The organism is Winogradskyella sp. PE311, assembly GCF_046545555.1.
In the GTDB taxonomy this organism is placed as follows: Bacteria; Bacteroidota; Bacteroidia; order Flavobacteriales; family Flavobacteriaceae; genus Winogradskyella.
Genome location: NZ_JBHZTH010000001.1, coordinates 1131548 through 1145378, shown reverse-complemented (window position 1 = coordinate 1145378; position 13831 = coordinate 1131548). Strand labels below are relative to the sequence as shown.

11 protein-coding genes and 1 riboswitch are annotated in these 13831 nt (G+C 33.6%); of the genes, 6 read left to right on the top strand and 5 right to left on the bottom strand.

Features of this window, described 5'->3' with window-relative positions; translation table 11 throughout:
- The first annotated feature begins 113 nt into the window (after positions 1–113).
- The 3 genes from ACFWU4_RS04825 to ACFWU4_RS04815 all read left to right on the top strand — a co-directional run bounded on the left by ACFWU4_RS04825 (position 114) and on the right by ACFWU4_RS04815 (position 2891).
- On the top strand, positions 114–1136 hold the full coding sequence (locus tag ACFWU4_RS04825; RefSeq protein ID WP_411125416.1) for an outer membrane beta-barrel protein: 1023 nt from the start codon (positions 114–116) through the stop codon (positions 1134–1136).
- A 28-nt stretch (positions 1137–1164) separates the two neighbouring features.
- Positions 1165–2466 carry an ammonium transporter gene (locus tag ACFWU4_RS04820; protein ID WP_411125414.1) on the top strand — a complete coding sequence of 434 codons (1302 nt, stop codon included), beginning with the start codon at positions 1165–1167 and terminating at the stop codon, positions 2464–2466.
- 89 nt (positions 2467–2555) lie between these two features.
- Complete coding sequence (locus tag ACFWU4_RS04815) at positions 2556–2891, top strand: P-II family nitrogen regulator (protein WP_411125412.1); 336 nt, start codon at positions 2556–2558, stop codon at positions 2889–2891.
- A gap of 246 nt (positions 2892–3137) precedes the next feature.
- Here the strand turns inward: ACFWU4_RS04815 and ACFWU4_RS04810 are convergent, their stop codons facing one another.
- The 5 genes from ACFWU4_RS04810 to ACFWU4_RS04790 are packed head-to-tail and all read right to left on the bottom strand — an operon-like array spanning position 3138 to position 10000.
- The gene (locus ACFWU4_RS04810) at positions 3138–5720 is read right to left on the bottom strand and encodes a phosphoenolpyruvate carboxylase (protein ID WP_411125410.1); all 2583 of its coding nucleotides are present in this window, start codon (positions 5718–5720) and stop codon (positions 3138–3140) included.
- The gene (leuB, locus tag ACFWU4_RS04805; RefSeq protein ID WP_411125409.1) at positions 5720–6838 is read right to left on the bottom strand and encodes a 3-isopropylmalate dehydrogenase; all 1119 of its coding nucleotides are present in this window, start codon (positions 6836–6838) and stop codon (positions 5720–5722) included. Before leuB ends, ACFWU4_RS04810 begins: the two co-directional genes overlap by 1 nt.
- A gap of 10 nt (positions 6839–6848) precedes the next feature.
- Positions 6849–7439, bottom strand: a complete 591-nt coding sequence (leuD, locus tag ACFWU4_RS04800) for a 3-isopropylmalate dehydratase small subunit (protein ID WP_411125407.1) — start codon at positions 7437–7439, stop codon at positions 6849–6851.
- Complete coding sequence (gene leuC, locus ACFWU4_RS04795) at positions 7439–8824, bottom strand: 3-isopropylmalate dehydratase large subunit (RefSeq protein ID WP_411125405.1); 1386 nt, start codon at positions 8822–8824, stop codon at positions 7439–7441. Before leuC ends, leuD begins: the two co-directional genes overlap by 1 nt.
- Positions 8825–10000 carry a 2-isopropylmalate synthase gene (locus tag ACFWU4_RS04790; RefSeq protein ID WP_411125403.1) on the bottom strand — a complete coding sequence of 392 codons (1176 nt, stop codon included), beginning with the start codon at positions 9998–10000 and terminating at the stop codon, positions 8825–8827. It lies immediately after the preceding gene.
- 144 nt (positions 10001–10144) lie between these two features.
- Between ACFWU4_RS04790 and ACFWU4_RS04785 the strand changes: the two genes are divergently transcribed.
- The 3 genes from ACFWU4_RS04785 to ACFWU4_RS04775 all read left to right on the top strand — a co-directional run bounded on the left by ACFWU4_RS04785 (position 10145) and on the right by ACFWU4_RS04775 (position 13827).
- Positions 10145–11695 (top strand): hypothetical protein, encoded by a 1551-nt coding sequence (locus ACFWU4_RS04785; RefSeq protein WP_411125401.1) that lies wholly within the window; start codon positions 10145–10147, stop codon positions 11693–11695.
- Between the two features lie 103 nt (positions 11696–11798).
- Positions 11799–11922, top strand: a riboswitch (SAM riboswitch).
- Positions 11923–12042: 120 nt separating this feature from the next.
- Positions 12043–13341: an O-acetylhomoserine aminocarboxypropyltransferase/cysteine synthase family protein gene (locus ACFWU4_RS04780; protein WP_411125399.1), complete on the top strand. Its 1299-nt coding sequence runs from the start codon at positions 12043–12045 to the stop codon at positions 13339–13341.
- Positions 13342–13374: 33 nt separating this feature from the next.
- A complete protein-coding gene (locus ACFWU4_RS04775; protein ID WP_411125397.1) occupies positions 13375–13827 on the top strand; it encodes an OsmC family protein in 453 nt (150 codons plus the stop codon).
- Positions 13828–13831: the final 4 nt, after the last annotated feature.

Below are 13831 nucleotides of genomic sequence, written 5' to 3'. Positions count from 1 at the left end.
AGGGTATAAAATGTTATATTGGTAAAAATTTTATTTTAACCCCTATTTTTTTGGGGTAAGTGTCTAAAAAAAATAGATTTGACCCAACTAACTTTTTAAACATGAATAAAATTATGAAGAAATTATTTACACTTTTAATGGGTATTACAACAATCATGACATTTGCCCAAGAAGAGGAAGAAGCAAAATCATCATTTACTTTAAGTGGAAGCGTTGATGCTTATTATCAAACTTACATATCTGCACCAGATGATGCAGGTGCATCTTTCGGTACTGCTTTTGCAGATCAAACAGGATTTGCTTTAGGCATGGGTAATATAATAGCAAGCTATGAGAAAGGTAAAATAGGTGCTGTTTTAGATTTAGTTGTAGGGCCAAGAGGGGCAGGTGCCACTTTTAGCAACGATATTGTGGATGGAATTGTAAACCAAGCTTATGCTTACTGGAATGTTTCAGAAACTACTACGTTAACCTTTGGACGTTTTAATACGTTTTTAGGATATGAAGTAATTGCGCCAGCTGCAAACTTTAACTATAGTACTTCTTATTTATTTTCTAGCGGACCTTTCTCACATGTTGGTTTAAAAGCAGATTTTGCTTTATCTGATGATTTTAGCTTAATGCTTGCTGTAATGAATCCATGGGACACTAATAATACATCTACAACGGGTGAATATTCTTTTGGTGCCCAACTAGGCTATTCTGGTCAGTTTTTAAATTTATACTATGACAGTGGAAATAACGGAGGTTTAGGATTTGAAATTGATTACACTGGTGGTTTTGACCTTTCAGATGATTTTTTCTTAGGAATAAACGCTGCTTATAATGATAATGATGGAAGTGGTTTTTATGGTGCTGCACTTTACCCTCAATTAGCAACATCTGATGATTTCAGTATTGGCTTAAGAGGTGAGTACTTTGCACTACATGGTGATGCTAATAACGACGAAAGTGTATTAGGATTAACATTAACAGGAAGCTACACGGTTGAAAGTAACTTAATTATAAAGCCAGAGTTTAGACTAGATTCATTGACTGATGCAGACGGAGGAATTTACGGTTTAGTAATAGATAATGATGGTGCAGCAGCGAGTAGCTTAAGTGCATTTACATTAGCTGCTATATATTCGTTTTAATTAAAAACACTAACTAAAATAAAAAAATATGTTATCTATTTTATCAACACTTATCCCAAGTCTAGTCGTAATACAAGATGCGACAGATCCTACCGAAATAGAAGCCGCTGTTGCCGCTATCAATGGTGATATGGGAATGCTTTGGATGCTACTTTCCGGTATTCTTGTATTCTTTATGCAAGCTGGTTTTACATTAGTAGAAACAGGTATGACACGCTCCAAAAATGCCGCCAATATAGCAATGAAGAATCTTTTAGACATATGTGTCGGTTCACTAACTTATTGGTTAGTAGGATACTCGTTAATGTACGGTGACACGTCAAATGGATGGTTCTTCTGGAGTGGATTAATGCAAGGTGAAGGTGCAGATTTATTTTTCCAAACAATGTTTGCCGCTACAGCAGCAACTATAGTTTCTGGTGCAATAGCAGGAAGAACTAAATATTCAACATATGCAATTTTCTCTATTGTAATGACCGCTTTGATATATCCTATTGCAGGTGGATGGCAATGGCAAGGTTCAGGTTGGTTAACCGAACTCGGATTTATTGATTTTGCAGGATCTTCAATTGTACATTCTGTTGGTGGATGGGCTGCATTAGTTGCCGCAATTATGGTAGGACCAAGAATAGGAAAATTTGTAGATGGCAAAGTATTGCCAATCCCAGGTCATAATCAAATCTTAGCAACTTTAGGTGTTTTTATCCTTTGGTTAGGATGGTTTGGATTTAATGGCGGTTCTCAATTAGCTTGGGGAGGAGCAGATGCAATTGGCGCTTCAAATGTTGTATTAATTACAAATTTAGCAGCAGCAGCTGGTGGATTAGGTGCCTTAGTAACAACTTGGATTTGGTATGGTAAACCTAATTTACCTCAAACCTTAAACGGTGCTTTAGCAGGTTTAGTAAGTATTACTGCAGGCTGTGGTAATATGACAGCTGTAGGTGCTGTAGTAGCAGGTCTAATAGGTGGTATAATCGTAGTATTCTCAATTGAGTTTATTGAGAAAAAACTTAAAATTGATGATGCTATTGGTGCGGTATCTGTGCATGGTGTTGCAGGAGTTTGGGGAACTGTTGTTATAGGTCTCTGGGGCGTAGATGGTGACACTGGTATTGGACTATTTAATGGTGGAGGTGCAGAACAACTAGGTGTTCAGGCTTTAGGGAGTTTAGCATATGCGGTTTGGGCAGTTGCTTTATCCTTCATAGTATTCAAAATATTAAAATCTACAATGGGTCTTCGTGTAACAGAAGAAGAAGAAACATTAGGTCTTGACCTTTCAGAGCATGGCGAAATTGCTTACCCTGGAAAAAGAGATAGAGGTTAAAATTTGAAGAAAAAGAAAAAAATATCATAGTTCTTGAAATCCATTTTCAAGAACTATGATTTCATTGCTTACAATATCTAAATCAATTAATGAAAAAAATAGAAGCAATAATAAGAGAATCTAAATTTTCTGAAGTTAAGACCGCATTAAATAATGTTGGTGTTAATTTTTTCTCTTATTGGGATGTAAATTCAGTAAACACTGAAAATGAAAGTGCATCATTAATTGTAAATGACAAACAGGATACTATAAAAAAGTGTTATTTATCAATACTAGTAAATGACGATTTTGAAGACGTAACCATTAAAGCAATATTAGATTCAGCAGTTACTGGCGAAAATGGGGATGGAAGAATTTTCATCTCTTCAATTAATGAAATATATAAAATAAGAACTAAGGAAAAAGGACCAAGAACACTAAGATAAGATTATAAAAAATTAAAGATTCCCATGCTAAAATGAATTTTAACCATAACACAAAGTTTAAAATTGATTGTTTATTAGATTTTTTAGTTGTTAGAAAAGACCCTTTAAGCTTAATGCGCTTAGAGGGTTTTTATTTTATAAAATATTGCCCTCTAATAATAAAAACAACCTAAAAAGTAAAGAAGTAAAAAACCAGCAGGTTTTTCAAACTTACAGGTCATTATTACAAATACAGATTTGAAATACTTAAGCTGAATTACGACTAGCATTAATATTACCGAATAAAGATCGCGTTACCATACTAGCAAAAACTTTCATTTGCTCATTATCTGGTTTTACACCAGCTTTTTCGAGCTCTTGAATCTTCTTTAAAGCATACTGCTGAATCGTTAACAAGGGCAATACAATAGACTCTCTCACTGCAATTGATGCTTTACCAGCAGGTTCTTCTTGCATTAATTCTTTGTAACCTGTTAACTTTAGAATTAAACGTTTTGATGTCTCGTATTCATCATGAATTATTGTCCAAAATTCCCCATACTCTTCATCTTCTGCCATATATCTTGTTAAATCAAAGAATGACTTAGATAAGGACATCATACTATTTTCAATAAGAGTTTTAAAGAAGTCTGATGTTTTAAATAAGGTTTGAACTTTTTCAAACTCACCAGCATCCTCGTAATGTTTTAAAGCTGTCCCAACACCAAAAAAGCCAGGTACGTTTTGCTTCAATTGACTCCATGAGCCTACAAAAGGTATTGCTCTTAAATCTTCGAATACCAAACCTTTAGCTTTACCACGTTTAGATGGTCTACTTCCTATATTGGTCTTAGCATAGTACTTTAATGTACTCATATGCTCTAAATACGAAATAAATTTTGGATGTGCTTTAAAATCTGAATAGGCTTTATAACTGCGTTGAGACAAATCTGTCATTACTTTTCTGTTTTCTGGAAGCATACTCAAATCAGAGTCGCTAAAACTATTTCGAATACCAGAACTTATTAATTGTTCGAGATTATATTGAGACGAATCTAATGTCCCAAAATTAGAACTAATGGTTTGCCCTTGAATAGTCAACTGCACTTCTTTGTCTTCAATAGTAGGCCCAAGAGACGCATAGAAATTATGTGTTTTTCCACCACCACGGGCAGGAGGTCCACCACGACCATCAAAGAAAATGACTTTGATGCCGTATTCTCGAGACACTCTTGTTAAATTCTCTTTTGCTTTATAAATTGCCCAGTTTGCCATTAAATAACCACCATCTTTGGTACCATCACTAAAACCAAGCATTATTGTTTGTTTGTTACCTCTAGATTTAAGGTGCGCAGCATACTCTGGATTTGTATATAAATCTTCCATCACTCTAGGCGCATTTTCTAAGTCTGTAATTGTTTCAAAAAGCGGACCTATATCTACAGTCAATTTATCTTGAAAGGCAACCAACTTTAGCATTGCAAATAACTGCATTACATGCAATGTTGTTTGATTATTACTTATAATATAACGATTTGCAGCTTTCTCACCATTTGTGCTTTGAATGGTTTTAATAACCTTCATTGTTTTTAGTGCCTTTAGCGTTTCTTCATCTTTTATTAAAGCTAAATCAACCTCGCCTTCAACTTTAGATAAAATTTGGATTTGCTCTTTTTCTGTTAGCTTGTGGTAACTTTTTGGAAAGATACCACTACCACTTTCAATCAAAGCATTTACCATATCATTAAAAAATTGTGCGTGCTTGCGACTGTCTTGCCTAATATCTAAGTTGGCAAAGTGAAAACCAAACAAATGAATTTTGTTCAAAAGACTATTTACTTCGTTGACATAAAGCGATTGATGCTCGTTTACAATAACACTTTTTATTAATTCTAATTCTGAAGCAAAACTTTCTGCTGTTAAGTTAGAATTCTTATTAGTAATAATTTTCCAGAGTTCTGTTTCTAAAACAACGATACGCTCTTCAACACCTTCAAAAGTTAATTTTCTTCTTAATCGACGTGCATCTCTATAATAATTTTTCACGACTGTTGCACGTAAACGGTCAGCAACATTTAATGTTATTTCTGGAGTAACAAAGGGATTTCCATCTCTATCTCCTCCCGGCCAAAATCCAATATTTATAATATCATTTTCTACATGTTTACCATCGAATATATTTTGCTGAATATAATCATATATGGTTCCGAAAGATTTATAAAACACATTTTCTAAATACCAGATTAAACTCACGGCCTCATCATAGGGCGACGGTTTTTTATGTTTAAAAAATGGTGTTTTTCCTAACTGCGCTAGTAAATCATTAATCTTTAATAAATCATTCTCACGAATAGCTTCAGTTAAATCTGTAATTATTCCAAGAACCGAACCTGGATAAAACTGTGTTGGGTGAGCTGTTAACACAATACGCACTTTAAATTCTTCAAGGTATTTCTGAAGAGTTTCCATTTTATTATCAGCAGTTGCAGCTTCTTTTAAACTTCTTAACGTACCAATACCATCCATATTGTTAACTACAGGGAAAGCAGCATCCTCGATGGCATCAAACAAAACAACCTGACGCTCTATATATTGAATAAACCTGAACAATAAATTTATCTGGCTCTGAGGCGAACGTCTTGCTTGGTATTTTTTAAAGAATGTCTCAACAATAGTTGTTGGATTGTCCTTATTAGCAAATCCTTTTTGACAAGTCTCATGAAACAATGGTAATAATGCACCAGTTTTTCTTGTAGTATCAAATGGCAAAGTCATAAATATACTGTTGTATATCTGATACTTTGACATGACGTTTTGATTGAATCTTGTAAGTTTTGGCTGTGTTGGCATTATATAATTGTGGATTGTCCTAAATGGATGTTTGTAAAATTCATATTAGTATCGTTAGGATTACTTATGAAATCTTCAATAAATTCCCCAACTTTACTTGTTGTAATATTATCATATTTTGAATTAATATCTGGTGTTGAAATGTTAAGTTTTAATGATTTCTCAACCGCTTGCTTTATTAATTCAGCCTCAGCATGTAAATCAAAATGTTCTAACAACATTGCGGCAGATAAAATAGATGCAATTGGATTAGCAATTCCTTTTCCTGTTGCCTGAGGAAACGATCCGTGAATTGGCTCAAACATAGCATATTTCTTCCCAACGGAAGCAGACGCTAATAATCCGATGGAACCACCTATAACACTAGCTTCATCACTTATTACATCACCAAATAAATTTTCAGTTAAAATGACGTCGAATTGTTTTGGATTTAATATCATTTGCATGGCTGCATTATCGACAAATAAGAAATCTAATTCAACATCTTTATATCGCTCAGAAATTTCAGTAACAACTTTTCTCCAAAGTCTTGAGCTTTCCAAAACGTTAGCTTTATCCACCAAAGTCACTTTATTTTTTCTGGTTTGAGCTCTCTGAAATGCTAAATGAGCTATACGCTCAATTTCTTCACGTGAATACAAACAAAGATCTGAAGCCACATTGCCATCTTCACTCAAAAATTTTTCACCAAAATAGATCCCTCCAGTCAATTCTCTGTAAATACTTATATCAGTTCCTTCAATTATATGTTTTTTTAAAGGAGATTTATCTAATAATGTTTCATAAGCTTTTACCGGTCTAATATTCGCAAATAAACCTAACTCCTTTCTCAACTTTAGAAGTCCTTGTTCTGGACGTATTTTTGCTGATGGATCATTATCATACTTCGGATGCCCAATAGCACCAAATAAAATAGCATCAGTAGATTTACATAAATCTAAAGTTTTCTCTGGTAAAGGATCGTTGTGCTTATCTATAGCTATGGCACCTACATCTGCATTTGTAAATTTAAAATTATGATTGAATTCTGAAGCAATCGCTTTCAACGTTTTAATTGCTTGAGCAGTAACTTCTGGACCTATACCATCACCTGGTAATACGGCAATATTTAACTTCATCTAAAATTTATTAGTATATTTTTTTAGCTTCAAAAGCCTCAATTTGTTCTTTATTATTGACTAGATAATCGATATCATCATAACCATTAGTCATGCACGTTTTTTTATAAGCATCTATTTCAAAACCCTCAGATAAATCTGAATCCTTTACCGAGATCGTTTGGTTCTCGAGATTAACCTCTAATTCTGTTTGTGGATTGGACTCAATTTGTTGAAGTAAGTCACTCAAAAATGTTGCTGAAACTTGCACAGGTAATAAACCATTATTCAGTGCATTACCTTTAAATATATCTGCAAAAAAACTCGAAACAACCACTTTAAAACCAAAATCTGTAATTGCCCAAGCTGCATGTTCTCTACTCGATCCGCATCCAAAATTATCTCCTGCTACCAATATTTTACCAGAATATTTAGAATCATTAAGTACAAAATCAGAATTAACTGAACCATCTTTATGATATCTCCAATCTCTAAATACATTATCACCGAAACCTTTACGATCTGTAGCTTTTAAAAAACGTGCTGGTATAATTTGGTCTGTATCTACATTCTCAATATTTAACGGAATGGCTCTAGATTGCAATGTTGTAAACTTTTCCATTAATTTAAATGTTTTGAAATATCTATAATTTTACCTTCAACGGCTGTGGCTGCAGCCACTAATGGACTTGCTAATATAGTCCTCGAACCTTGCCCTTGTCGCCCTTCAAAATTTCTATTTGAAGTTGACACACAATATTCTCCTTGAGGAATCTTATCGTCATTCATCGCTAAACACGCAGAACAACCTGGCTGACGTAATTCAAAACCAGCTTCATCAAAAACTGTTTTCAGACCCTCTTCAATTATTTGAGCTTCTACTTGCTTACTGCCTGGCACTAACCATGCTGTAACGTTATCAGCTTTTTTCTTTCCTTTGATAAACTTTGCTGCGACTCTAAAATCTTCAATCCTAGAATTGGTGCAACTCCCGATGAATACAAAATTAATTGGTTTATTAATTAGGCTCTCACCAGCTTCAAAATTCATATAAGCTAATGACTTTTTAAATGAAGGATTCTCATCTACGGGAATTGTATCAGAAATCTTAATTCCCATTCCAGGATTAGTTCCATAGGTAATCATTGGCTCTATATCCTCTGCGTTAAAGCTGTATTCTTGATCAAACTCAGCACCTTCGTCAGTTGGTAACGTTTTCCAATACGCAACTTTCTTATCAAAAGCTTCACCCTGAGGTGCAAATTTTCTTCCTTTCACATATTCAAAGGTTGTTTCATCTGGTGCAATCATACCACCACGAGCTCCCATTTCAATACTCATGTTACAAACCGTCATACGACCTTCCATACTCATCTCTTCAAATACACTTCCTGCATATTCACAGAAATATCCTGTACCAGAATTAGTTCCTAATTTTGAAATAATATAAAGAATGACATCTTTTGGTAAGACACCATTTTTTAATTTCCCATTAACAGTAACTCTGAGACTTTTGGGTTTAGTTAATAACAAACACTGACTCGCAAAAACTTGGGCGACTTGACTTGTACCTATGCCAAATGCAATGGCTCCGAAGGCACCATGCGTTGAAGTGTGACTATCACCGCAGACCATGGTCAAGCCTGGTTGTGTCACGCCCAACTCTGGAGCCATTACATGCACTATACCATTATACTTATGTCCTAACTCATATAGTGTAATATTGTTTTTTTTACAATTTTCTGACAACTGTTCTAGTTGATTTCTAGACAAATCATCTTTAATTGGCTGATCCTGATTTAACGTAGGAGTATTATGATCTGCTGTAGCTACAATTTGATTAGGTCTAAAAACAGGAATTCCGCGATCTTCCAATTCATTGAAAGCTTGCGGACTTGTAACCTCGTGTATTAAATGTTTATCTATATACAATATCTGCGGACCGTTATCTATACTACTGACCACATGTGAATCCCAGACTTTGTCGAATAACGTTTTCTTTGACATCTATGCTGAAATGATTTGTTCGTATACTTTACTTGTCTCAATGATTTGATGAATATCATTATCATTGATTTCTTTTTTTCTGTCTGCAAAACTCAAAAAGTTAGCATATACATCGTCTAATTGTAACTTCGTTAATTCGTAACCAACATTTTTGGCTCTATATGCTAATGCTGCCCTACCACTTCTCGCAGTTAATACAATTGCAGATTCGGTAACACCAACATCTTTAGGGTCTATGATTTCGTAAGTTTCACGATTTTTTATCACACCATCTTGATGAATCCCAGAGCTGTGAGCAAATGCATTTGCACCAACAATTGCTTTATTTGGCTGGGTATAAATACCCATGCTATCACTCACCAATTGACTCATTCCGTAGAGCATCGATGTATTTATATTTGTATCTAAATTGAGGTAAGGATGTTGTTTCAATACCATCACTACTTCCTCTAAAGCTGTATTTCCTGCGCGTTCACCGATACCGTTGATTGTACATTCAATTTGTCGTGCCCCGTTAATCACTCCTTCAATAGAATTGGCTGTTGCTAAACCTAAATCATTATGACAATGACATGATAAAATCGCTTTTTCGATACCTTTTACATTCTCTTGGAGGTACTTAATTTTTGCACCATACTCACTTGGTAAACAATATCCAGTTGTGTCAGGAATATTTAAAACTGTTGCACCAGCTTTTATGGCTGCCTCACAAACTCTTGCCAAATACTCATTATCTGTTCTACCAGCATCCTCAGCATAAAATTCAACATCTTCAACAAAAGACTTCGCGTATTTTACTGCTGCATAAGCACGCTCCAAAATATCTTCTTGCGTTGTTTTAAATTTATGAACAATATGAGATTCTGAAGTTCCAATACCTGTATGTATTCTTGGTTTTACAGCATACTTTAAAGCTTCAGCAGCCACTTTAATATCATTTTCTACAGAACGTGTTAAACCACAAACAGTTGCATTTTTTACAATTTTTGAAATTGCTTCAACTGATTTAAAATCTCCAGGACTTGATACTGGAAAACCTGCTTCAATGACATCTACACCCAACTCATCTAATTTTTCAGCAATGATAACTTTTTGTTCTGTGTTTAACTTACAACCCGGAACCTGTTCACCATCGCGAAGTGTTGTATCGAAGATTTGAATATTGTTATTTGACATTTATCAAAATATAGATTAGTATTGCTTAACGAAGTTAAATTTTTGAATTTTTCTAAATCTCTAATATTTATTTATGTTTACGACGTTCAAATGTAATTTTATAACTTAATTATCTTATAATCAACAACATAAAACCATTTTCTTTTGACAACTAAAGGCCAAAAAGATAATTTATTTTCACTTGTAAAGTCATTGACAAAGTCTGAAAAACGACAATTCAAACTTTATGTTGGGAGATTAGGTGTGAATTCTGATTCTAAATTTTTAAAACTTTTTAATCTTTTAGATAAGGCCAAAAGTTATAATGAAGGTTCAATTTTAAAATCTGGTATTGTAAAAAAGTCACAGCTTGCAAATGTAAAAGCACATCTATATAAACAAATCCTTATCAGTTTAAAACTAAATCCTTCTCACCAAAATATACGTTTACAGATTAGAGAACAATTAGACTTTGCTTCAATTTTGTATCACAAAGGCCTATATAAACAAAGTTTAAAAATCCTTGATAAAGCTAAAGATTTGGCAATTTCTAACGAAGAAAAAAATTCTGCTTTTGAAATTATTGAGTTAGAAAAAATTATAGAAGCACAATACATAACACGCAGTATAAGTACACGAGCGGATGAACTCGCTGTACAAGCCAAAAACTTAAGTGCACTAAACGTTATCGCTAGCAAACTCTCTAATTTATCACTTCAACTCTACAGTATCATTCTTAAAACTGGTTATGTAAAGAATGAAAAAGAGAGTAAAATGGTTACCAAATATTTTAATGATAGACTTCCTAAACTCAATCTTAAAAAAGTTGGTTTCAGAGAAAAACTATGGCTGTATAAAGCGCATTTATGGTACAGTTTTTTGATGCAAGATTTCTTAAACTGTTATAAATATGCTTCAAAATGGGTTGATTTATTTCATCAAAATCCAAGTATGATTAACTTAAATCCAGTGTTTTATTTAAAAGGAAATAATTATCTACTTGAATCTATATATTTTATTAGGAACAAACCGAAATTTGTTAAAAAATTAGATCATTTTACAACTACAGTCAATAACACCAAGTTTAACAAAGATGAAAATGTTTCTACTTTAATTTTCCTCTACACAAATTTCCATAGCATAAATCAACACTTTATTGATGGTAGTTTTGAAGAAGGTTTAGAGTTAATTCCACAAATTGAAAAGGAACTTTTAGATTATAAAGACAGAATTGACCCTCATCATAAATTAATTTTCTATTACAAATTTGCAAGTATGCATTTTGGAGTAGGAAATAATAAAGAATGTATTAAGTACCTCGACAAAATCATATCAAACAAATCGCTTTCTATGCGCGAAGATCTACTCTGCTTCTCGAGAGTATTGAATCTTGTTGCGCATTATGAAGCAGGTTTAGATTATCATTTAGAAACATTATTGAGAAGCACCTATAAATTCTTAATAAAAATGAATGATTTGCATGAAGTACAAAAAGAAATGATAAAGTTTATTAGAGGGCTCCAAGATATTTATCCACATGATCTAAAAAATGCTTTTAAAGATTTACTTAAAACTCTGAAAACTTTTGAAGACCATCCATTTGAGCGTAGAGCATTTTTATACTTAGATATTATTTCATGGTTAGAAAGTAAAATTGAAAATAAACCAGTAGGAGAGATAATTAAGACTAAATACTTAACAAAATATGCGCATTGATTTTAGTGAATTCATAAAAAAAGCATAAAAACTGAAAATAAATTTGGAAATTAAGTTTTTGTATTGCAATATTTGTATTCATAAAGTTCAATAACTTACTGAAATGTTATCAAGAAAGGTGGAGGGATAGACCCGATGAAGCCTTAGCAACCCTTAGATTTACTAAGAAGGTGCTAAATTCTACTTGAAAGCGCGAGTCATTTTTCGCAATTTTAGATAGATAACTCAAGACTAATTACCCATCTGTAATTAGCATTTTCTTTATAACATTTTTCTATTAAGTATGCTTCTAAAAGAAGCTTATTTGGCTTTTGAATTAATTTATTTTAACTCAAAAAACTAGAAAAATGAGTACACAAAAATTTGCAACAAAAGCGTTGCACGCAGGACATGACGTTAGTCAAACAGGAGGAACAAGAGCTGTTCCTATTTATCAATCTACAGCCTATGTTTTCGATGATTCAGACGACGCAGCAGGGCGATTTAATCTATCTGTTCCAGGTTTTATTTACACACGTTTAAATAATCCTACCAACGACATTTTAGAACAACGTTTAGCAGCTTTAGAAGGAGGTATTGCGGCAGTAGCCACAGCTTCTGGAACAGCAGCTATTTCTACAACCTTACTAACACTTTTAAGAGCAGGAGATCATATCGTTGCTTCTAGTAGTTTGTATGGAGGAACCTATAATTTATTGAGTGTTACGTTGCCAAGACATGGTATTACAACAACATTTGTAGATGCTTCTAATCCAGAAAATTTCGCAAAAGCTACTCAGGAGAATACCAGAGCAATTTTCATTGAATCCTTGGGTAATCCTAAATTAGATGTGCTAGATATCGAAGCTATTTCGGTAGCAGCTAAAGCACACAAAGTGCCTTTAATAGTAGATAATACAGTAGCAACACCATATTTATTAAACCCTATTGAGCATGGCGCTAATATTGTGATCCATTCTTTAACAAAGTATATCAATGGAAATGGGACTTCTTTGGGAGGAATTATTATTGATGCTGGTACTTTTGATTGGACCAACGGAAAGTTTCCAGAATTTACAGAACCATCTGCTGGCTACCACGGATTGGTTTACAGCGAAGCTATTGGACCAGCTGCATTCATTGCAAAAATTAGAATTGAAGGTTTGCGAGATTATGGAGGAGCTTTAAGTCCATTTAATGGTTTTCAAATTATTCAAGGTTTAGAAACTTTAGAATTACGTATTCAAAAGCATAGTGAAAATGCACTTGAATTGGCGCAATGGTTACAAGCACAACCAGAAGTAAAATGGGTAAACTATCCAGGTTTAGAAACGAGCAAATACAACGATCTCGCTAAGAAATACTTACCAAAAGGACAAAGTGGTATCGTAACTTTTGGTGCAGATGGTGGTTTTGATGCCGCAAAGACTATTGCTGATACAACGAAAGTTTTTTCTCTATTGGCTAATATTGGAGATACAAAATCACTAATTATTCATCCTGCAAGTACAACGCATCAACAATTAAGTGATGATGCGCAAGAGACTACAGGTGTTACTAAAGATCTTATTCGTCTTTCTGTCGGAATAGAAAATATTGAAGATTTAAAAGCCGATTTAAAAGAAGCCTTTGCTGTAGTGAAACAAAAGCAAACACTTCATAATTAGATTGTAATTATTTAATATTTTAAAAAAAGAATCATGAGTAATTTACAATTTAGTATTTCGGGAGAAAATGTTTCCGAAACAAAATTCGTAGGACAAACAAGACAGTTTACCTTAACTGTTGATGAACCTGAAGCTTTAGGAGGCACCGATGCATATCCAAACCCTGTAGAATACATTTTAGCAGGTTTTGCAGGGTGTATTAATGTTGTCGGACATATAGTAGCAAAAGAATTAGGCTTTAAGATAAAGTCTCTAAAAATTGATGTTACTGGCGATTTAAATCCAAACCGTTTTTTAGGAGCATCTAAAGATGAACGTGCAGGTTTCAACGCTATTAAGTTAAACTTAATACCAGAAACTGATGCTAGTATAGAAATCTTAGCAAAATGGTTAGAAATTGTGGAAGATCGTTGCCCTGTTAAAGATAATCTACAAAATAAAACACCTATTTCTATAGCTGTTGAGAAGGAGTACAACGTTTTATAAATTA

Coding starts and splice junctions, on each gene's coding strand:
- ACFWU4_RS04825 (WP_411125416.1), top strand. CDS start 114: ATGAAGAAATTATTTACACTTTTAATGGGTATTACAACAATCATGACA.
- ACFWU4_RS04820 (WP_411125414.1), top strand. CDS start 1,165: ATGTTATCTATTTTATCAACACTTATCCCAAGTCTAGTCGTAATACAA.
- ACFWU4_RS04815 (WP_411125412.1), top strand. CDS start 2,556: ATGAAAAAAATAGAAGCAATAATAAGAGAATCTAAATTTTCTGAAGTT.
- ACFWU4_RS04810 (WP_411125410.1), bottom strand. CDS start 5,720: ATGCCAACACAGCCAAAACTTACAAGATTCAATCAAAACGTCATGTCA.
- leuB (WP_411125409.1), bottom strand. CDS start 6,838: ATGAAGTTAAATATTGCCGTATTACCAGGTGATGGTATAGGTCCAGAA.
- leuD (WP_411125407.1), bottom strand. CDS start 7,439: ATGGAAAAGTTTACAACATTGCAATCTAGAGCCATTCCGTTAAATATT.
- leuC (WP_411125405.1), bottom strand. CDS start 8,824: ATGTCAAAGAAAACGTTATTCGACAAAGTCTGGGATTCACATGTGGTC.
- ACFWU4_RS04790 (WP_411125403.1), bottom strand. CDS start 10,000: ATGTCAAATAACAATATTCAAATCTTCGATACAACACTTCGCGATGGT.
- ACFWU4_RS04780 (WP_411125399.1), top strand. CDS start 12,043: ATGAGTACACAAAAATTTGCAACAAAAGCGTTGCACGCAGGACATGAC.
- ACFWU4_RS04775 (WP_411125397.1), top strand. CDS start 13,375: ATGAGTAATTTACAATTTAGTATTTCGGGAGAAAATGTTTCCGAAACA.